The 18,660-nt window shown below is 46.2% G+C and carries 22 protein-coding genes; 5 read left to right on the top strand and 17 right to left on the bottom strand.

Annotated elements, in window-relative coordinates; all coding sequences use genetic code 11:
- Positions 1 to 22: 22 nt before the first annotated feature.
- The 6 genes from CYJ37_RS12410 to CYJ37_RS12435 all read right to left on the bottom strand — a co-directional run bounded on the left by CYJ37_RS12410 (position 23) and on the right by CYJ37_RS12435 (position 5,483).
- The gene (locus CYJ37_RS12410; RefSeq protein ID WP_101550132.1) at positions 23 to 904 is read right to left on the bottom strand and encodes a metal ABC transporter permease; all 882 of its coding nucleotides are present in this window, start codon (positions 902 to 904) and stop codon (positions 23 to 25) included.
- Positions 901 to 2,214, bottom strand: a complete 1,314-nt coding sequence (locus CYJ37_RS12415) for a metal ABC transporter permease (RefSeq protein ID WP_180827349.1) — start codon at positions 2,212 to 2,214, stop codon at positions 901 to 903. Before CYJ37_RS12415 ends, CYJ37_RS12410 begins: the two co-directional genes overlap by 4 nt.
- Positions 2,215 to 2,224: 10 nt before the next feature.
- Positions 2,225 to 2,974, bottom strand: a complete 750-nt coding sequence (locus tag CYJ37_RS12420; protein WP_009791617.1) for a metal ABC transporter ATP-binding protein — start codon at positions 2,972 to 2,974, stop codon at positions 2,225 to 2,227.
- An 11-nt stretch (positions 2,975 to 2,985) separates the two neighbouring features.
- Positions 2,986 to 3,909, bottom strand: a complete 924-nt coding sequence (locus tag CYJ37_RS12425; protein WP_101550133.1) for a metal ABC transporter solute-binding protein, Zn/Mn family — start codon at positions 3,907 to 3,909, stop codon at positions 2,986 to 2,988.
- A 197-nt stretch (positions 3,910 to 4,106) separates the two neighbouring features.
- Positions 4,107 to 4,394 (bottom strand): hypothetical protein, encoded by a 288-nt coding sequence (locus CYJ37_RS12430; protein WP_009791745.1) that lies wholly within the window; start codon positions 4,392 to 4,394, stop codon positions 4,107 to 4,109.
- Between the two features lie 111 nt (positions 4,395 to 4,505).
- A complete protein-coding gene (locus tag CYJ37_RS12435) occupies positions 4,506 to 5,483 on the bottom strand; it encodes an HD-GYP domain-containing protein (protein ID WP_101550134.1) in 978 nt (325 codons plus the stop codon).
- Between the two features lie 290 nt (positions 5,484 to 5,773).
- Here CYJ37_RS12435 and cspD point away from each other — a divergent pair, with 290 nt between their 5' ends.
- Positions 5,774 to 5,974, top strand: a complete 201-nt coding sequence (cspD, locus tag CYJ37_RS12440; protein WP_009791749.1) for a cold-shock protein CspD — start codon at positions 5,774 to 5,776, stop codon at positions 5,972 to 5,974.
- 101 nt (positions 5,975 to 6,075) lie between these two features.
- On the opposite strand, the gene CYJ37_RS12445 is transcribed toward cspD, so the two are convergent.
- Together CYJ37_RS12445 and CYJ37_RS12450 are read right to left on the bottom strand one after the other, a co-directional pair.
- On the bottom strand, positions 6,076 to 6,252 hold the full coding sequence (locus CYJ37_RS12445) for a zinc-finger domain-containing protein (protein WP_009791750.1): 177 nt from the start codon (positions 6,250 to 6,252) through the stop codon (positions 6,076 to 6,078).
- Between the two features lie 42 nt (positions 6,253 to 6,294).
- Positions 6,295 to 6,951 (bottom strand): ribonuclease H family protein, encoded by a 657-nt coding sequence (locus CYJ37_RS12450; RefSeq protein ID WP_022544110.1) that lies wholly within the window; start codon positions 6,949 to 6,951, stop codon positions 6,295 to 6,297.
- A 194-nt stretch (positions 6,952 to 7,145) separates the two neighbouring features.
- Here CYJ37_RS12450 and CYJ37_RS12455 point away from each other — a divergent pair, with 194 nt between their 5' ends.
- The 3 genes from CYJ37_RS12455 (at position 7,146) to CYJ37_RS12465 (ending at position 9,314) form a co-directional block, all read left to right on the top strand.
- A complete protein-coding gene (locus CYJ37_RS12455; RefSeq protein ID WP_101550135.1) occupies positions 7,146 to 7,847 on the top strand; it encodes a queuosine precursor transporter in 702 nt (233 codons plus the stop codon).
- A gap of 139 nt (positions 7,848 to 7,986) precedes the next feature.
- Positions 7,987 to 8,394 carry a reverse transcriptase-like protein gene (locus tag CYJ37_RS12460; RefSeq protein WP_094767189.1) on the top strand — a complete coding sequence of 136 codons (408 nt, stop codon included), beginning with the start codon at positions 7,987 to 7,989 and terminating at the stop codon, positions 8,392 to 8,394.
- The gene (locus CYJ37_RS12465) at positions 8,391 to 9,314 is read left to right on the top strand and encodes a DMT family transporter (RefSeq protein WP_101550136.1); all 924 of its coding nucleotides are present in this window, start codon (positions 8,391 to 8,393) and stop codon (positions 9,312 to 9,314) included. Before CYJ37_RS12460 ends, CYJ37_RS12465 begins: the two co-directional genes overlap by 4 nt.
- Positions 9,315 to 9,460: 146 nt before the next feature.
- Here CYJ37_RS12465 and CYJ37_RS12470 read toward each other — a convergent pair whose 3' ends face one another.
- Entirely contained in the window at positions 9,461 to 9,730 is a 270-nt protein-coding gene (locus CYJ37_RS12470) for a DUF6123 family protein (protein WP_101550137.1), read from the bottom strand.
- A 29-nt stretch (positions 9,731 to 9,759) separates the two neighbouring features.
- Complete coding sequence (locus CYJ37_RS12475; RefSeq protein WP_101550138.1) at positions 9,760 to 10,257, bottom strand: divergent PAP2 family protein; 498 nt, start codon at positions 10,255 to 10,257, stop codon at positions 9,760 to 9,762.
- 118 nt (positions 10,258 to 10,375) lie between these two features.
- Between CYJ37_RS12475 and sspL the strand changes: the two genes are divergently transcribed.
- Positions 10,376 to 10,513: a small, acid-soluble spore protein L gene (sspL, locus tag CYJ37_RS12480; protein ID WP_022544111.1), complete on the top strand. Its 138-nt coding sequence runs from the start codon at positions 10,376 to 10,378 to the stop codon at positions 10,511 to 10,513.
- A gap of 53 nt (positions 10,514 to 10,566) precedes the next feature.
- Here sspL and CYJ37_RS12485 read toward each other — a convergent pair whose 3' ends face one another.
- The 7 genes from CYJ37_RS12485 to CYJ37_RS12515 form a co-directional block, all read right to left on the bottom strand.
- Complete coding sequence (locus tag CYJ37_RS12485) at positions 10,567 to 11,466, bottom strand: 5'-3' exonuclease (RefSeq protein ID WP_101550579.1); 900 nt, start codon at positions 11,464 to 11,466, stop codon at positions 10,567 to 10,569.
- A 128-nt stretch (positions 11,467 to 11,594) separates the two neighbouring features.
- Positions 11,595 to 12,203, bottom strand: coding sequence for a hypothetical protein (locus CYJ37_RS12490; RefSeq protein ID WP_009791203.1), 609 nt, complete (start codon positions 12,201 to 12,203; stop codon positions 11,595 to 11,597).
- A 91-nt stretch (positions 12,204 to 12,294) separates the two neighbouring features.
- Positions 12,295 to 13,134: a sulfurtransferase gene (locus CYJ37_RS12495; RefSeq protein WP_101550139.1), complete on the bottom strand. Its 840-nt coding sequence runs from the start codon at positions 13,132 to 13,134 to the stop codon at positions 12,295 to 12,297.
- A complete protein-coding gene (locus tag CYJ37_RS12500; RefSeq protein WP_022544112.1) occupies positions 13,109 to 13,318 on the bottom strand; it encodes a hypothetical protein in 210 nt (69 codons plus the stop codon). Before CYJ37_RS12500 ends, CYJ37_RS12495 begins: the two co-directional genes overlap by 26 nt.
- A gap of 9 nt (positions 13,319 to 13,327) precedes the next feature.
- Positions 13,328 to 14,077 (bottom strand): nucleotidyltransferase domain-containing protein, encoded by a 750-nt coding sequence (locus tag CYJ37_RS12505; RefSeq protein WP_165352517.1) that lies wholly within the window; start codon positions 14,075 to 14,077, stop codon positions 13,328 to 13,330.
- Between the two features lie 4 nt (positions 14,078 to 14,081).
- Positions 14,082 to 17,732, bottom strand: a complete 3,651-nt coding sequence (locus CYJ37_RS12510) for a dynamin family protein (RefSeq protein WP_101550141.1) — start codon at positions 17,730 to 17,732, stop codon at positions 14,082 to 14,084.
- A gap of 351 nt (positions 17,733 to 18,083) precedes the next feature.
- Positions 18,084 to 18,659 (bottom strand): isoprenylcysteine carboxyl methyltransferase family protein, encoded by a 576-nt coding sequence (locus CYJ37_RS12515; RefSeq protein WP_009791208.1) that lies wholly within the window; start codon positions 18,657 to 18,659, stop codon positions 18,084 to 18,086.
- Position 18,660: the final 1 nt, after the last annotated feature.

An 18,660-nucleotide genomic window follows, 5' to 3' on the forward strand; every position in this document is an offset into this window, starting at 1 on the left:
ACCAAAAGACTAGAGAGTATGATCATTCTGCTGTACGGACCCGCATGCTGTTCCGTTTTTTCATTATATACCCTTTAGTAGGCGAAAACAGGAAAACAAGGGCAAATAGTATTCCATTGGCAGCTGCCATGCTTCCGGATATCGAGGCATTCAGCCAGCTTGCAGCGAAATATCCGCCGACAGCGGCAGCCGCTCCGATCAATGCACTATAGATAAGCATGGTCCCAAGCCTGTCTGTCAGCAGGTATGCTGATGCTCCCGGTGCAATCAGCATAGCAACGACAAGGACTGCCCCGACGCTGTCAAAAGAAGCTACAGTTGTAATCGAAACCATTCCCATGAGCAGGTAATGGATGAACAGAACCGGAATCCCTATCGCTGCTGCCATCTGGGGATCAAAAGATGTAATTTTGAATTCCTTGTAGAATAATCCAATCAGCAGCAGATTAAACAGCAGGACACCCCCAAGCATCAGAAAGGCTTTCGGGACTTCTGGAAGCATTCCAATCCGGACGACATCCCAAGGGACAAAAGCAATCTCCCCCATCAATGCATGGTCGACATCCAGGTGGACATTTTCAGCAAAAAGCGAGACCAGGATTACTCCTACAGCAAACAGGAAGGTGAACACTACGCCGATTGAAGCATCCTCCTGAACGCCGCTGCTGTTAAAGGTCTGGACAAGGAAGGCCGTTGCCAGACCTGTTGCTGCTGCTCCAAGGAGCATGTAAAATCCGTTCATGCTCTGGCTGATCAGAAAAGCAAGGACGATTCCAAGGAGCACGGTATGGCTGATGGCATCGGCAAGCATGGACAGCTTCCGCAATATCAGGAAGCATCCGGTGATGGCACAGGTGATTCCGGCCAGTGATCCTACTGCCAAAATCCATAATTCATAGCTCATAGATTCTCTCTCCTTTCTGGAAGGGGAAAAGGTGAAAGGACCGGCATCATATTATATTGCCAGAGCAGTTTCTCCGCTCTTTTGGCAAGCGGATCTGACGGTTTTACCATCAGCTTTTCAGCCAGCGCTTCCCTCTGGTCCTCATTAAATTCTTCACTGTGCATTAGGCAAAGTTCATTTATGCGTCCTTTCAGCGTCAGGATATAACCTTCGAGAACGCCTTTGTCCGTGAGCATCCATCCTCCTGGATCTTTTGCAATTAAGTGCTCCTTGTACAGGTCGCTCATCAGCCTCATGGTATGTGATTTTGAGAAAGCGAGCTCATCGGAGATCCTGCTTTCAGCTATGATCATTTGTTCCTTCCCTGTCTCCCTGTAAGCAGATTCTGTCAGTTTGTACATTGCCCTAAGCACCTGGCTCCTCTTCGTCTTCCTGTTAAAGACGATTCTTTTGGCCAGCTTTGTCAGCAGTCCTCTCTGCGGGGCAGCCAGGACAGAGAACAGAAATAAGCCAGTAGCCGTAACAACAATGAACGGCCCAGTTGCAAGCCCCTGCCCCAGCGTGCTCAGAAGGGTTCCGGCCATTCCTGATAAGGCCCCGAATCCTCCTGAAATGATGACCATTTTCCCAAGTGACTCTGTCCAATACCTTGCAGCAACGCTTGGTGTGATCAGCATTGCAGCCATAAGGATTACGCCTACCGCCTGGATACCGATGACAACAGTGCCAGCCAGAAGGGTAAGAAACATAAAGTTCAGCCAGCCGGCAGGAAGTCCGAGCCCCCTCGCAAAATCAGGATCGAAGGTCAGGACCTTCAGCTCTTTAAAGAACAGCAAAGTCACCACGATGAGAACGGCAGAGGCACCTGCCATCAGCTTTACATCGCTCCCTACCATGGAAGCAGCCTGCCCGAAGATAAAGTCATCCAGCCCGCTCTTGTTGCCTGCAGGCGATTGGGATATCTTTGTCAGCAGGACAATCCCGAATCCGAAAAATACAGACAATACCAGGCAAATCGCGCTATCCTCTTTTAGAATTGAGCTGGAAGTGATGAATTGGATACAATAGGCGGCAAGCAGACCGGTAATTGCTGCTCCGATAAGGAGGGCAGGCAGAGATTTTTGACCTGTGAGCATAAAAGCAATGCATATCCCCGGCAATGCTGCATGTGCAACAGCATCCCCGATCAGGCTTTGCTTTCTCAGAAGGGCTATGCTTCCAAGCACTCCGCTTGCTGCACCCAGCAGCATTGTTCCAAACAGGACCCACTGTGTATTCGCGTTGCCCAGCATTTGCAATAGTTCATTCATATAAGACACCTCACTTTTGCTCGACCATCACTTGGCCCTTTTCCAGGAAGGCCAGCTTGCCGCCATATGTCTTGTGCAGGTTTTCCATTGTAAATGTTTTATCTGCCGGACCGTGGGCTATGGTTCTCATATTGAGCAGGATGACAGAATCAAAATATTCTTTTACAGTCTGCAGGTCGTGATGCACAACCAGCACCGTTTTCCCCTGGGCCTTCAATTCATTCAGCAGGCTGATGATTGCCCTTTCTGTAGCGGCATCCACCCCGACAAATGGTTCATCCATGAAATAGACGCTTGCATCCTGTGCAAGTGCCCTTGCAAGGAAGACCCTCTGCTGCTGTCCTCCTGACAGCTGGCTGATCTGCCTGTGCTGAAAAGCTTCCATGCCTACTTTGCGCAGGCATTCCCTTGCTGCTTCCACATCGGCTCTTTTGGGACGCTTGAACCAGCCGACATGGCCGTATCGCCCCATAAGGACAACATCAAGCGCATTCGTCGGGAAATCCCAGTCTACAGTACCCCTTTGCGGCACATACCCAACGAGCCTGTCTTTGGGCCGGTATTCTCTGCCGTATACCTTTATCTCCCCCGAAGCTCTCGGAATCAGCCCCAGTATGGCTTTAATAAGCGTAGATTTTCCGGCTCCATTCGGCCCGATTATTCCTACCAGGCTTCCTTCCCCGACCGAAAAGCTTACATCGCTCAGGACCGGCTTCTTCTGATATGCGACTGTCAGATTTTTTATTTCTACTGGATTCATGGCCTTTCCTCCTATTTCAGCGCTTTCGCGATGGTATCGACATTATGCCTATACATCCCCAGATAAGTTCCTTCCTCTGTCCCTTCCTCTCCCATTGCGTCAGAGAACAGCTCTCCTCCGATAGAAACGGTATGGCCTTTTTCCTTTGCTCCTTCTATGACCGCGTTGATGGATCTTTCCGAGATGCTCGATTCAACGAAAACTGCCTTTATATTACGCGTGACCAGTGTATCGACAAGGGCCTGAACATCGCCGAGTCCGTATTCGGCATCAGTGCTCAATCCCTGAAGGCCCATCACTTCCATATCGTATGCTCTTCCGAAATAGCCAAAAGCATCATGGGCTGTAACCAGCACACGCTGTTCTTCCGGAATCCCTGCCATTTCCTTTTCCGCAAATCGTTTTAATTCATCCATTTCTGCAAAATAGGCATCTGCATTTTCCCGGTAGTATTGTTCATTATCAGGATCTGCCTTAATCAGTCCTTCTTCTGCCTTTTTGAGAGCGGTTTTCCATAGATCGATATCGAACCATACGTGGGGATCATAGGCTTTGCTGCCGTCTGCAGCCAAAAGCTTCTCTGGTTCTATAGATTCAGCTATGGCGTATGTGGGTTTCTGTTCATTCATTTTCTCAAAGATATCAAGCATCTTTCCCTCCAGGTGCAGACCGCTGTAAAAAATGATATCCGCTTCCTGAAGCTTCTCCATATCACCCTGTGTTGCTTTATAAAGATGGGGGTCTGTGCCCGGCCCCATCAAACTGTGCACTTCCGCCTTATCCCCCGCTATTATTTTCACAGCATCGGCTATCTGCCCGATCGTTGTGGTGATATAAAGCTTCTTTCCATCCCCTTCACTTTCAGCGGTCTTCCCGGAGCATCCCCCCAGCACAATCAGACTAAAAGCAAAAGCTAACATCATCCATTTTTTCAATCCCGACACCTCTTCCTTCTGTTTTTCTTCATCCTCAGTCCTAAATTGTATGCACCTCTTTTAGCGATGTGCACACTTTTTAAACAGGACTATAAATTTTTAACTAAAACATAAAAGTTTCCCTTGGTAAACATTTTAACCTCAGTGTAAGATATGTCAATCTATTTAATAAAAAAAAATAAACCGGCTGCGCCGGTTTAGGGTTGATATGGCTTTATAGACAGATTGCACTGGGTATACCATCTTTCTTTTGGAATCACATGTGATACAGTAAGGATCAGGGACGGAATTTTCTCGAGAGTAAAAATGATCATGCCGATTTGTTCATCTATGATAGAAAAGGAATCGCCGTGAGAACTTTGCACAAAAGTTTTGCCCAGCTGTATGAGCGAACTGAAGATAGCCTGTTTGATTTCAGGATCCAGCTCGATATTCGGGGAAAATCTTAATATCCATTCCTCATTCCCTATCAAGAACCTGAACATCTTCTCACCTTTTTCTTTGTTTTTCAGCAGGCTGCACTTTATTCAGGATGCAGCCGGCTGTTTTATAATTTATGAGAAAAAGGGCTGAAAATGACAAGCAATCTCTCCTATTCATAATATCCGTTCGATTTGCAGCCCCCTGCTGTATCTTAAGTCAATGAGGCGGTCTTCTGTCTGCACAAGTGCGGATAAAGGATCATATGGGTGAATCATCAGGATCCTGCCCTCTGACTGGTCTGTCATCCTGACCCTAGAACCGGCCAGGCTGTTCATCAGGTTTTGGATAAAAATAAGCATAAAACCAGGTTCAAATGAACCGAAAGCGCCATCCTTCATCTTGCGCATGACCTGGTAAAATGGCAGGGCCTCATGGTAAATGCGGGCAGACGACATGGCATGAAAAACGTCTGCAATGGCTGTAATTTTTGCTAAATGCTCTATTTCCCTTCCTTTCAGGCCCAGCGGATATCCCCTTCCGTCTTCTCTTTCATGATGCTGCAGAACAATAAGGGCTGCTTTCGGGCTTACAGCATCCAAATCCCTGACCATTTCATATCCATAAACAGAATGAAGTTTCATTTCTTCATATTCTGATAGAGTAAGTTTTCCGGGTTTTGATAGAATTTCATCCGGAATCTTAATTTTACCGATATCGTGAAGGATGGATCCAAGAAGCAAATCCTCCATCAGTGCTCCGCCAATGCCAAGCCAGCGTCCGATCATCCCGGCTATCATACTGACACATACGGCATGGCTCGAGGTATATCTGTCTTTTCGGTCGAGCTGATGGAAAACATGGGACACTCCGGGAATATCCGCAAGTGTCCGGATGGCAGGCAATATATCTTTTTTGATTGCAGTTATTCCAACACCCTTCCCTAGTCTTGCTCCAGCGAATATATCCTCCACCTGCCCCACCGCATGATCGATCAGCCCGGCAGTATCCTTCCCGCCTCCTCCATCGCTTATGGAGCCTGAAGCAAACGCAGGAGGTCCTGGCCTGTCTCTTTTCAGCTGGAAAAGGAGCCGATCGATTTCTGCTGAAGATAAAGGCTTCTCCCTGCCGGGTTCCTTAAAGGTTTTCACCATCTCACCCTGCCTCCAGAATTATTTTATAGCTTTAATTTTAACAAAAACAGGAAACGCCACCTATCATTTTTTGTCCTTTTTTTCATAAATACAAAAGATTCAAAAAATTTAAGAGATTTTTGTAAAAATTCTGCATTATTCCTTGACTGGAAATTTTCCTTCGTGTATATTATAGACATCATTTAACAGAATAATTTTTGAGTTTTCCAGAACTAGTTAATTATTCTGCTAGTGATAATATTTATTTCGACACAATCTGTGTCTTGAAAGGCTTAGGAGGAAAAGTTCACATGCAAAACGGCAAAGTTAAATGGTTCAATAACGAAAAAGGTTTTGGTTTTATTGAAGTTGAAGGCGGAGACGATGTGTTCGTTCACTTCACTGCTATCCAAGGCGACGGCTTCAAATCTTTGGAAGAAGGCCAGGAAGTTTCTTTTGAAATCGTTGAAGGAAACCGCGGACCTCAAGCAGCTAATGTTGTAAAACTTTAATCAGCACTTATAGATATTGGCCCATTGGAGACCAATTAAAAAAGGCTGGCATTTTGCCAGCCTTTTTTACATAGGTAAATGAAAGCGGCAGCAGACTGTTTCTAAGACAGTCTGCTGCCGCATTTTTTTATTTTTTCCCCGATTGTGCATTGAGTAATGCAAAATCGGTGAGCGAACCTCTTCCCTTTTTCTTCTTTGTGATACTTGTGGAGAAAGCAGCCTTTGCAGTACTGTTCCATAAGCTCTTCTGTTTCTTTATAGATATCCTTTCGTTCCAACTCTGTCCTTCCTTTCCTCTTCAGAAAACAATATTCCAGCTTTTATATAATCTGCATTCTGCTGTTGATCAGCTTTCCTTCCAGCGCCTGGCTGGCCAGCTTATCCGCTTCTTTATTCTCGGACCTCGGTATAGGCTCATATTTCGGCTCAAGGCCAAGTTTTTTTATTTTCTCTTCTATCCGGTCAAGCCATCTGTTCAAACTCTCTTCATAACAGGGCCATTCTCCTTCAAGCTGCTTAAGCACGACCTGTGAATCACCCAGGAAGCGGCATGTCATATGATGAGCTCCCATTTCTTCCAGCAGTGTAACAGCATAATGCATGGCAGCATATTCCGCTTCGTTATTGGTTTCCATTTCGCTGATTCTTTCATTTGCCCGGATGCGGAACTTCTTTTTTCCCTGCTTATAATAAATGACTGCTCCCAGTCCTGCCTGATAGGTATCTTTATTGAATCCGCCGTCAAAGTACACGGTTATGTCATGAGGCTCGGCTTCCACTTCGGCCAGCAGCTTCCTCATTTCCTTCAGTGACCAGCCGGTACCCATCTCATCGAAAAACTCAAGATCCAGGGCCTTTCCTCCCTTTTCGAGATCTCCGCCGAGTTCAAGCGCAGTTTCCCCGTCCATCCAGTCTGAGGTGAACCGGATTCCGTCTGTTCCTTTCAGCCTGTAAAGCCACTCTAACTTGTATTTCATAGTATCCGCCTTTCGCTTCAGTATCAAGTATTTGTTTAACCTATTCCAGTTCGTGCACAAGTATCACAAAATTGCTAAAACTTTCACTTCTCCTGAGATGTGTCTTTCCTTCTATATTCACGCTATAATGGTCAAGGACAATTAAATATATGGCGGTTCGCAACTTCCCGCACTATCAAAACTAGGAGGATCTTATGTTTAACGAATGGTTTGGCCTCATTTTTGCTTTAGTTAATTTTGCTTTTGTCCTATTATTTTACCGCATTTTCGGCAAAACCGGACTTTTTGTCTGGATTGGCCTTTCTACTGTACTTGCCAATCTGCAGGTTATAAAAACAATTGAAATATTCGGTATGACTGCCACACTTGGAAATGCCATGTATGGCACCGCCTTCCTTGTTACGGACATCCTGAACGAAAAGTACGGTAAAGAAGAAGCGAAAAAGGCGGTCTGGCTTGGATTTTTGACACTTCTGTCCATGACAGTGATCATGCAGATGGTGCTGCTTTTCAAACCGCATGAAATTGATATGGCACAAGGTGCATTAAGCACGATTTTCTCGTTTCTTCCGCAAATAGCGCTGGGAAGCCTTGCTGCTTATCTTGCAAGCCAATTCCTGGATGTTTATATTTTTCAGTTCCTGAAAAGGAAATTCCCCAAAGACAATCAGTTTTGGATCAGGAATAACGGAAGTACGATCATCAGCCAGTTTATTGATACACTTGTTTTTACCGGGATTGCTTTTGCAGGGGTCTTTCCCTTCAATGAATGGATCCAGATATTCATTACAACTTACCTGCTGAAGTTCTTTGTTGCCATCCTGGATACGCCTTTTGGCTATCTTGCCAAGAAAATGCATAAAACAAATAAGGCGAATACATCCATCGACCAATAGAATGAAGAGAGTGCCTCGGCACTCTTTTTTTGCATTCACGGTGATAAGAAAGAACCGTTTCTGTGATAAACTTACATATAGTGTTACCCGTTCTCATGCGGGATAAGCAAGTTTCATTCTTTTAAATGGAGGATTTGCGATGATCGAAGTATATATTGACGGTGCAAGCGCCGGCAACCCTGGACCAAGCGGCGCCGGAATTTTCATCAAGGCTGGAGGCACTGTTGAACGCCATAGCATACCGCTCGGTGAAATGAGCAATCATGAGGCAGAATATCACGCTTTTATCCACGCACTGGAGATTTGCCTGCAAAGTGGCTACAGGACCGTTTCTTTTCGCACAGATTCCCAGCTTGTGAATGCAGCAGTCGAGAAGGAATTCGTCAAGAACCCTCTTTACAGCAGTCTTCTGGAAAAAGCTCTGGGCCTCTCCAGGCAGTTCGACCTTTTCTTTATGAAATGGATTCCAAGCAGTGAGAATAAAACAGCGGATGAACTGGCCAGGAAAGCGGTCCGCGACAATGGGAAAGAAGGGACCGCTGAATGACACAGTCCCGATCCTTGGCAGATATCTGCCTTCTTCTGGTAGCACTCGTGTGGGGTGCGACCTTTGTGCTGGTCCAGAATGCCATTTCTTTTCTGGAGCCATTCACTTTCAATGCGGTGCGTTTTTTTATCGCCGGAATGCTCCTTGCCATGTGGCTCTTTATTTTTAAACGGGAACAGCTGGCCCGCCTCAATTGGAAGCTGGTATCCTCAGGCATCTTCATAGGCCTTTGGCTGTTTGCAGGATATGCCTTCCAGACAGCCGGCCTTCTTTATACAACTTCTTCAAAAGCAGGCTTTATTACGGGCTTAAGTGTCGTAATGGTCCCTTTATTGGCCTTTGCTCTGCTGAAAATTAAGCCAGGCGCCAACAGCGTCATCGGAGTGGCTGCTGCTGCGGCCGGCCTCTATCTGCTCGCCATGACAGATGCATCTTCCCTGAACAAAGGGGATATGCTGACATTTGTCTGTGCTGCAGGATTTGCCCTTCATATCATTTTCACCGGCAAATTCAGCAAACACCATCCGGCCCTGCTTTTGACGGTTGTTCAAATATTGACTGTGTCAGGTCTTGCAAGTGTTTCTGCTCTTTTATTCGAGGATTGGCAGTCAGCCCTGAATCCTGATATTCTCCTCGAAGGAAATGTTGTTACGGCTTTGCTGGTGACTTCCATATTTGCTACCGCTCTCGCCTTTTTGGCGCAGACTGCTTTCCAGAAATTCACCACTCCCACAAGAGTGGCGCTTATCTTTGCAATGGAGCCTGTCTTTGCAGCGGCAGCCGGCTATCTCTGGGCAGGGGACCGCCTCACGATTTCGGCCCTTGCTGGATGCGGGCTGATTTTTGCGGGAATGGTCTATGCAGAGCTGCCTTCAAGGAAGGAAAAAAGGGAAGTGGCGCGCGAGCAAAAATCCGCTTAATATAGAAAACAGCAGAAAGCACGGCTGAATGCTGTGTAAAGAGACGATAAGGCCCTGGCACTTGCCAGGGCCTATATTTCTTTTTCAGCTGCACCAATTCAAACTGCAGGATAAAAAAGAGGAGAGGCACGGGCCTCCCCTCTGGCTTATATAGCCAAAAGCTCTTTTTGTTTGATGAAATGGAGCGCTTCTTTGCGGGTAGTGATCCCATTGGCGATCAGCATTTCCAGCAGGGACACATAAAAGCTCCCGTCAAAGGCTTTTTGTGCTTTTAGTGTTATTTCGATAGCGGCATTTGCCAGTTCATCCGAGGCATTCGTATATTGCTTGCCAAAGTATACAAATCCTTTTGCGTCTTCACGGAATTGAAAGCCTTTGCTTTCAAGGTGAGTCAAATATTCTTCAACGGTTTTCAATATGCTGCAGCTCCCTGAATCTTGTCATCCTATCTTCTAAATTTTACCTTAAATTTCGACAATTTTCTATCTTTATTTGAGAGCAGATAGCCTGCCGAACCGGTAAGGATTCCAAGCAGGGCGCCACCAAGCACTTCCTGTGGCTGATGCCCGAGCATTTCTTTAAGCTTTTTCGGTTTTTCTTCACTGAATTCCACTGCTTCATCTTTGTGGACTTTGTCCATCAGCTCTTCCATAGAGTTAACCTTCAAGGTCAGCTCGCCCGTTTGCCTCCTAATTCCCTGCGCATCATACATGACAATCAAGCCGAATACAAGAGACAGAGCAAAATCAATTGTCGGCAGCCCGCGTTTCAGGGCGATAAATGTAGTCAGGGAGGACACGCCTGCTGAATGGGAGCTCGGCATCCCGCCTGTCTGGAAAAACAAACCCGGCTTCCATTCCCTTTTCTTTAAAAAGTGGAGAGGTATTTTCATGCCCTGGGCAATGATGATGCTGAGCAGCGCTACAATGACTCCTTTATTCAATGGCCATCACCTCATTTTATATTGTGAAGATGAGGGGGTTTAAATATTCGTTTGGCAAATACTAAAGCTGCAGGTGCAATAATCAGCAGCTGCATCACTTTTCCGGAGGTGAATGCACGTGAGTAAAAATGGCCATGCCAACAGGGGGAAAAAAGCCCCTGGCGTCAATCCCCAAGGCTACGGACAGGATGCCGAGTTTGCTGAAGAGCCAAAAAGCAAGCTTGAGAATGCTGCAAAAAAGAAAAATACGAAATAACAGCAAAAGGAGCTGCAGCTGTGGCAGCTCCTCCAATCTTATATCTGCAGAACTCAGGCAAGGCTCTTGCTTTCCCCAAGCTTTTCGAGATGCCTGTACAGCCCCCTTAATTCCAGTTCACTGAACTTTTCCATCGCCTTTTGCTGATTGATTTTATAAACAGCATCATCCAGGACACATTGGACTGGAACATCGCATTTAATCTCTGCCAGCTGCCTGCTTAGATGGAGCATTTCAAGCCCCTCTTCAATTTTAGCTTTTTGCGCTTTTGTGAGCTTGTCCAGATTCTCGATAACGCCATCCACATGTTCGAACTGCTGCAAAAGCTTTAATGCTGTTTTTTCGCCGATTCCTTTTACCCCAGGATAGTTATCGCTTGGATCTCCCATAAAAGCTTTGAGGTCGATCATCTGCCTTGGCGTAATCCCTTTTTCTTCATAAAAGGTATCTGCTGTATGGACAAGATAATTGCCAAACCCTTTTTTAAGCAGGATGACCGAAATATCTTTGTCAAGGAGCTGCAGAATATCCTGGTCGCCCGTCAGGATAGAAACCCTGGCCTCCGGCTGAAGGTTTCTCGCAATCGTGCCGATGCAGTCATCAGCTTCAAACCCGGCCAGCCCGATATTGGGAATATCCATAGCTTCTACAGCTTCTTTGACCAGATCAAACTGAGGAAGCAATTCGATTGGCGCTTCTGAGCGGTTTGCTTTATAGCCGCTGAACATTTCAGTCCTGAAGGTTTTGCTGCCCATATCCCAGCAAACAGCCACATGTGTTGGCTTAAAGGATGATACGGCTGTGAAAAAATGCTTCAGAAATCCCTGAATCGCATTAGTCGGAACCCCTTTTGAATTGATCATAAACTGGCCGGTGACAGCAGTTGCAAAGAACGCCCTGAATAACAGTGCCATGCCATCAACAAGCAGCAGGGAAGGTTTATTTTCATTCATCATGTACAGCCCCTTTTCTCTTCATATTTCACTATTATAACATGGATGAAGACACGGCTTCCCTGTAAAGATTTAGGTTCCTTTAACGGGAAAAAGGCCTTGTAAAGGCCTTTCTGTTTACAGGTCCATCACTCTGCCTGCGGGTCTTTTTTAATGACTTCTATTCCCTTTTCTTTGAGTACATACTGCATGGCAACCCTTGCTTTGACTACATTGTTATTCAGCACCATGGAATATTTCTTTCCATCCTTAAAGGTCACAATGAATTTGTCATCAGTTGCTATTCCTCCTGATAGTTTGGCTGTCTGCTCCGCAGCTGCCACTTCATCCCATGTGTATGTTTTTTCCTTCAGCGAAAAAATAGGATCGATTGTAATGCCCTTCTGGTCTGCATAATGATACCCGTCTGTACTAAGCAGGATGAGCAGCACACCAATAACAGCACTGCCTGCCAATAACCCTTTCAATCCTGCTGTCATTCTCTGCTTGCTGAGCAGTACAGCTGCAGTTATGCATATGGCTGCCAGCAGCAGCAGGCCGGCAATGAAAACGCCATAAGCAGCCCTTAAGGGTTCAAAGAACCATTCGCCTGATGGTGAAAACAGGATCTCCTGCAGTGGTATCAGAATGAAAATCGGCACAAAACATGACGACAAAATCAAGATGATTGCACATGAAACAAAGATTTGGCTCTTTTCCGTTTTTCTCTTTTTTGTAATGGTATAGCCTGTGCTCATGAAAAAAGATCCCCCTATTAAAATTTCAGAACCTTCTCAATTATACAATATACGAAAAAGTAAAAAAATCCCTTTTTGAGGGATTTTCTTTTTATTTGCCAGCTGCCTGAGCTACTGGATTCTCCGGATAGGAAATCCAGTCGCTGAAGCTGCCGACATACAGCTTTACATTTTCATAGCCTGCTTCCTTTAAAGCAATGAAATTCGGGGCGGCCGTGACGCCTGAACCGCAATAAACAATGACAGGATCTTCCAGTCTGATGCTGCTGAATCTTTTCCTTTGTTCTTCCGCATTCCTGTATTTTCCGCTAGCGAATCCGTCTGTCCATGGATAATTGACTGCTCCGGGAATATGGCCAGCTTTTTTATCAATAGGCTCCTCTATTCCCAGATAGCGTTTTGCCTCCCGTGAATCTATTAAGGTTTTCTTGCTTTCAGCCTCGGAAACCTTTGTTGCCTCTTCTGTATCAGCCAGTATCTCAGCATTTAGGCTTAAGGCATATTCACTCCTCACAATGTGGGGAATTTCTTTTGTCACAGGCTGTCCTTCCTTCTTCCATTCTTTGAAGCCGCCATTCAGGACATAGACGTTTTCGTGGCCGGCATATTTGAGCAGCCACCATAATCTTGCAGCAAACGCCCCTTCTCCGCCGTCATAAGCAATGACAGTTGAATGATTGGAGATTCCCGCCTGTTCAAGTTTTCCCTTGAAATCATCCATATCCGGGAGGGGGTGCCTTCCGCCATGCTTTGACACTTGTCCGGAAAGGTCCTTTTCCAAATGAAAATAAACAGCGCCCGGGATATGTTCTTCAAGATTGGCCTTTTCCCCTTTTTCCGGCTCCCCCAGACTGAACCGGCAATCACAAAACCTGACGTCTTCGCTGCCGAGCCCTTCTATCACCTCATTCAGTTCTTTCACCCATTTCATTTTCTTTTCCCCCTTCCCTTTTCTCCATCAGTTTCCTGACATTTTCCTTTGGATCCCAGCAATTGAACTGGTAATATGGCAATGTGTCAAAGCCGAGCCGCCTGCACCGGTACTCCATTTTTCCCCCGGCCCTTTCTGCCTGGAAATGGATGCAGGTAGCACAAGCATGAAATGATTTCCCCATCATTTCCCCCTAAATATTGAGAAGTTCCCAAAGCCATTGGTTCAGCTTCCCCCTGGTATTTTCCCTTTTGCCAGCCTCCCCCGCCGGAATGTCCAGCTGGTTTGTCTGCCGGTATAAAAGGATCTCCAATTCTGCTCTTTCACTTTCCTTTATCAGTCTGCCGCTCGCCTTTGATTCTCCAAGGATATGATAGTATGGCAGTATTTGGGCAAAGTCCTGTCCTTCAGGAGCACAGGCAAAGAGATCGGACCAAGGCACAGCTTTCATTTTTTTTGACAGCATTCCTGCCAGCAGGCCGGATCTTGCAGCGTGAATCAGCTGTTTCTGCCTCCTTGGCGTCAATTCCTTGCCCGAGATTTCTTTTAAGTTCCGAACCATCAGTCCCTGATAATGCTTTGCAAGCTTAAAAGAAGAATATTCTTCACTGATGAAGTTCCGGAGACGGCTGGCAAAATCCTGCCTGTCAATATAGACGATTGGCGAATACGCCCATTCATAAAGGCTCGGATTCGATTTTTCCAGCAGGCTGAAAGCCTTGAACAAATCCCAGCCTGCCGAGTCTGCCGGCGAGGCATGGACAATTGTCTGCTGTTCAGGCTTTAACGCTAAATAGCTGCGTACCTCATTGTATTTGTAAATAAAACGAACATCGTAATCCGATTGTTCGGAAGCCGTTCCCCAGGCGCGGCTTCCTGCTTCACATGCATAATATATGGTGATGTTATGCTTCTTTTCCAGATCCTGAAGCCATTCCTTCACGTGATCACCCTTTACTGCCAGATGTGAACTGGACGAGTGAGCGTTCCAGTTCAATCAATTTATCAAGAGGAATTTCATCACTCAGCGCTGCGGAAATCCCTTCATAGTATTCTGCTGCCTGATCTGCCATTTCGGCAGTCAGCTTTCGGTATTCTTCTTCCAGAATGCGTGCATAATAGTCTTTCAGCCTGCTGCTCTCGGAAGCCAGATAATTGTCAGCCGGTCCATCCAGCACTTTGTGCAGTTCCTCGCCCAGCTGTTTTCTGCCATTCTGTTCAAAGAATGTCTTAGGGCTTTTAAAATAGCTTAAAGCCTTTTTGAACAGTCCGGGCTCCAGGTCCGAAAAAGCGGATGTGAAATCAAGCCCTGGATGGCTGGAGACTTCAAATTCTGTAAAAGTAATGTCTCCGCTGATTTTGCTGATGGAAGATACCAGGGAGGCCTGGGCTTCCTTTGCCAGCTTGCCGGCAAATACCTCAAGTCTCAGCGAGGTCGCCCTCATCTCCTGGGCAAAATCAAATCCGAAAGAGCTGAGGAAGTCTGCCAGGGCATCCTGGAGCGCTTTCTTCATATTCCTTCCATCATCTTTCAGGACAGAAGGATTAAAGGCTTCTTTGATAAAATCGCCAAACCTGAAAAATACCCGCTGCTTAATGTAAAAGATGAGCTCATCCGCTTCCTGCTCAAGTCTTTTCTTCAGCATCAGGGAAGAGCCTTTTTCAAGAATATCCCGGACTCCAGCCTTCTCCCCTGCTATCTTCTCGCGTTTCATCTGCTTTGCCGACTCATCTACCCGGGAAGAGCGGATAAAACTCCTGAGCTGACCGATGGCTCGTTCCCATTCATTTTCAGCCGAGTTTACGGCAATGGCAGAGAGCTCGCTGGAAATGAACGAATAAAACCGTTCCTCGAACTCTGCCAAATAAGATTTGCCGGCTGCCTCTCCCAGCTTCTCCTGAAGTCCAAGCAGACTTGAGACCGGATTCAGATGCGGCCGGCGAATGCCGTACTGAGTCAGCTGATCTTCCACATAGCGGAGCACAGACTCCATCTCCTCCTCACTTGAGGCGAGATCTACTGCATTGACGGCAAAGAACATTTTGTCGAGTTCAAAAGACTCCTTCACCCTTCCAAGCTGGATGAGGAATTCCCTGTCAGCCCTTGAAAATGCATGATTATAATAGGTGACAAAAAGGATGGCATCTGAATTTTTTATATAATCGAATGCAACACCTGTATGGCGGGCATTGATGGAATCGGCTCCAGGAGTGTCGACAAGGGTGATGCCCTGCCTCGTCAATGGGCAGTCATAAAACACCTCAATCAGCTCCACCAGACAGGATTTCTCTTCATCTGCCACAAAGGCCCCGAATTCTGCCAGACTCACTGTCATCGTATCTCCCAGCTTGGCACGGTAATCTGGATAACCTTTCGAAAAGGCATTCAGGAAAGCCAGATGGGTTTTTTCACTGCTGTTCAGATCCCCTGCTTCACTCAGCTTTCCTATTTTTCGCAGGGCATCTTCAAGATCTGTTGCCTGTTCATTGAAAGCCTTAAGGGAACGATTGACATCTCCGTAAAGGACCTCGGCTGTTTTAAAATGCACCAGGCTTGTGCCATGGGTATGATCATGATCGACAGGCCTGATCTTGTTGATTGCTGCTGTAGTCGGATTTGGCGAAACCGGCAGCAGCCTTTCGCCAATCAGCGCATTTGCGAACGATGACTTGCCGGCACTGAAGGCTCCGAATAATGCAACCGTATAGTCCTTGTCCTTCAGCCGCACTGCTTTTCTGGCCAATTCGGCAGCCGTCTTGGAAAAGCCGGGAACGCCCTTCAATTTCTCAGCTGTAAATAATAGCTTTTTGATTATGTCATCCGGATCTGCGCTTCGCCCGGCAAATTGAATCTCTTCTTCTTCCATCTCAGCTTTATCGTTCACCTTATCCAAAAAGTCTTCTTCTTCATCCGGCGCAACTTCGGCTGTTTCTGTGTCTGCTGTCAGCTCGATTGCGCTGGCACTGAGCTGATCAGAAGGATAGTCTTCATGGATTACCTGCTCCAGCCTCATTTTTGCAGCCAGCTGTTTTTCTTTCATTTCATTCAGGCTGATCCACGCCTCTGCAAGACCTTTGACTTCCCTGTATTCCGCTTCTGATTTTTCAATTGCTTCGGAAGAATTTTCTGCCGCTTTTTGGATCATGATGTTTTTGATTTGTTCGAAATGATCCTTAGCCGTTTTTTTGACCGCTGAGGCAACATCCTCTGTATAGTTAAGCACATATTCACCTGTCAGCATGGCTCCGCTTTTCACAGTCTGTTCGATCATTTGTGCTGTAAACGGGATGGAGAAGCTTTGCACCGCTTCCAGCAGTTCCGGATCAAGCAGCTCTTTTTCTTTTATCGTTCTTGAAAACACTTCCTTTATATGCCAGACCAGCTCCGACCTTACCCGGTCATGAAGGTCCTGATAAAAGGCATCAAGGCGGCGGGCTGATTCCTCCCCGGTTTTCTGGCGTGAGAAAAACAGGCCGACTTTAAATCCCGGCTGACGGGATTCGAGATACTTTTCTGCAAGCTCCCTTGTCTGGTAAGGCATCAGGTAAGCATTCTTTAAGACCTTTTCCAGCTCCTTTCCAAGGTGTTCCTGGAAAGAATCCCTTTCTGCCTTTCTCTTATTGAGCTTATCCGCCAAAGCAGCAGCGTCCTTTTCTAGAGTCTCTCTCCGCTGTCCCGGAAGCCCTTCCAATATTCCGTTCAAACGCTGTTCTTCTGACTCATCGAGCGCCTCCAGGAATCGGATATGCTCATCAGCGAGCCTTTTTATAGCTTCCTCTGCTGCCCGGGGAAGCAATTCCCTGCTTAAAGCCATCTTTTCATGGATGAATTGGCGCAGCTTTCCGAACTCATTATGAGGATGTTCCTCTTGCTTTAGTGAGGTATAGAAAATATGTTCAGGCTGAACCCCCCAGGAAGAAAATGACTCTCTCACACTGGCTTTGAACTTTGCCATGCTTATTTCTTCTTCACTGTGTTTATCAATCTGATTGATGATCAGATAAATCTCTTTTCCAGCAGCAGCAAGCTCTTTTGTAAACAGAAAATTAAGCTCTGACTGGACATGATTATAATCCATCACGTAAAAAATGAGGTCGGAAAGGTGAAGGGCAGATTCTGTTGAAATTCTGTGGGCATCATCTGCCGAATCGATTCCCGGTGTATCCATGACTGCGATATTCTCCGGGAGGATTGTTCCCGGCTTGCTGATTTCGATCGAGTGGATCTGGCCGCCATCCCGGCAATACTGCTTTACACGCTCATAATCATATGGAGCAGGATAGAGGCGGGGATTACCTTCTTTAAAATAGACCTTGGCATAATCCTCCCCCGCTTTAATTTTCACTAAATTGGCGCTGGTAGGGATCGGGCTCGACGGCAAGAGGTCTTCACCGATGATTTTATTGACCATGCTTGATTTTCCGGCTGAGAAATGGCCGCAAAAAGCAATAGTAAACTCATCCCGGCTGATTTTTCTGGCAAGCTGGCCCGCCTTTTCTGCTGTTTGGGCATCTTTCTGTTCTGCTAAATAATCATGAAAGGCAGCGGCTTTGTTGAGCTTCTCTGCTGTCCGCTGTTCAGGCAATGTGAATGACATCCGATACTTCTCCTTGCTTTTATGAATTTACTATCATTTTAAACGATAATTCGCTCTTTTCATATATTTATAACTATGCAGCTGCCAGGCCGTGCGGAAGGAGCTCTTATAAGCTAAAAAAAATAAACAAAAAACCCTTTCCTTAAAGGGAAAGGGCCTGGAATATTTTATTTCACTGTCTGCGGCTTAGCAACATGGCTTAAGACGTGCTTCATGACAAACGAGTATACAGCGATCACACCAATAATAAAAACAGATACCATATGTAACACCGTCCTTGGTTGAATTATTTTTTCAATTGAGAATAATATTCAGCCTCATTTAGAAGTTTATCATCAATGATAATCATTTTCAACTGCTTTCTTCAGAAATTCGTTTTCTTCCAGGAAGAAAACGGTTACGCCGCAATTTTTGCCGGTATTCAGTCAGGCCGCTGAGAGCCTGTTCTTCTGCAGGTATCCTGACTGAGAGGATGGCTAGATTAAGAATTGAAAATACGGCCAATGTCCAATACGCCTGGAACATCAGAGGAAAAGCGAGGAATTCCAAGGTTACAATTACATAGTTCGGATGCCGGATGAACCGGTAAGGCCCTCTCATGACCACATTGGCATGGGGTATAACCAGGATTTTTGTATTCCAGTACTTCCCCAGGGAAAGCAACGCCCAGAGCCGGCCAGCCTGAGTGATTATGATCACTGTCAAAATTGCCGGCCACAAGGACGAAAGGGTCCTGCTCCCCCACGAAACCTCAAAACTGTAAAAAAGAAAGAAAGAAGCATGAATCATGACCATTATACTGTAGTGCCCCTTGCCAAACTCAAGGGCTCCCCGGCTTTTCATCCATTTTTCATTGCTTCTGGCTACTGCCAGTTCCCCGACCCTTTGGAGCATGATGATCAAAATAAAAACAGTGAACCAATCCATA

The organism is Bacillus sp. UMB0728 (genome assembly GCF_002858875.1).
GTDB classification, from domain to species: Bacteria; Bacillota; Bacilli; order Bacillales; family Cytobacillaceae; genus Bacillus_AB; species Bacillus_AB infantis.

What these genes read in the sequence shown, in the direction of transcription:
- CYJ37_RS12415 (WP_180827349.1), bottom strand. Translation starts at nt 2,214, where the DNA reads ATGAATGAACTATTGCAAATGCTGGGCAACGCGAATACACAGTGGGTC.
- CYJ37_RS12515 (WP_009791208.1), bottom strand. Translation starts at nt 18,659, where the DNA reads ATGGATTGGTTCACTGTTTTTATTTTGATCATCATGCTCCAAAGGGTC.
- CYJ37_RS12465 (WP_101550136.1), top strand. Translation starts at nt 8,391, where the DNA reads ATGACACAGTCCCGATCCTTGGCAGATATCTGCCTTCTTCTGGTAGCA.
- CYJ37_RS12455 (WP_101550135.1), top strand. Translation starts at nt 7,146, where the DNA reads ATGTTTAACGAATGGTTTGGCCTCATTTTTGCTTTAGTTAATTTTGCT.
- CYJ37_RS12495 (WP_101550139.1), bottom strand. Translation starts at nt 13,134, where the DNA reads ATGAAATGGGTGAAAGAACTGAATGAGGTGATAGAAGGGCTCGGCAGC.
- CYJ37_RS12490 (WP_009791203.1), bottom strand. Translation starts at nt 12,203, where the DNA reads ATGAGCACAGGCTATACCATTACAAAAAAGAGAAAAACGGAAAAGAGC.
- CYJ37_RS12500 (WP_022544112.1), bottom strand. Translation starts at nt 13,318, where the DNA reads ATGGGGAAATCATTTCATGCTTGTGCTACCTGCATCCATTTCCAGGCA.
- CYJ37_RS12450 (WP_022544110.1), bottom strand. Translation starts at nt 6,951, where the DNA reads ATGAAATACAAGTTAGAGTGGCTTTACAGGCTGAAAGGAACAGACGGA.
- CYJ37_RS12510 (WP_101550141.1), bottom strand. Translation starts at nt 17,732, where the DNA reads ATGTCATTCACATTGCCTGAACAGCGGACAGCAGAGAAGCTCAACAAA.
- CYJ37_RS12460 (WP_094767189.1), top strand. Translation starts at nt 7,987, where the DNA reads ATGATCGAAGTATATATTGACGGTGCAAGCGCCGGCAACCCTGGACCA.
- cspD (WP_009791749.1), top strand. Translation starts at nt 5,774, where the DNA reads ATGCAAAACGGCAAAGTTAAATGGTTCAATAACGAAAAAGGTTTTGGT.
- CYJ37_RS12410 (WP_101550132.1), bottom strand. Translation starts at nt 904, where the DNA reads ATGAGCTATGAATTATGGATTTTGGCAGTAGGATCACTGGCCGGAATC.
- CYJ37_RS12485 (WP_101550579.1), bottom strand. Translation starts at nt 11,466, where the DNA reads ATGAATGAAAATAAACCTTCCCTGCTGCTTGTTGATGGCATGGCACTG.
- CYJ37_RS12435 (WP_101550134.1), bottom strand. Translation starts at nt 5,483, where the DNA reads ATGGTGAAAACCTTTAAGGAACCCGGCAGGGAGAAGCCTTTATCTTCA.
- CYJ37_RS12430 (WP_009791745.1), bottom strand. Translation starts at nt 4,394, where the DNA reads ATGTTCAGGTTCTTGATAGGGAATGAGGAATGGATATTAAGATTTTCC.
- CYJ37_RS12420 (WP_009791617.1), bottom strand. Translation starts at nt 2,974, where the DNA reads ATGAATCCAGTAGAAATAAAAAATCTGACAGTCGCATATCAGAAGAAG.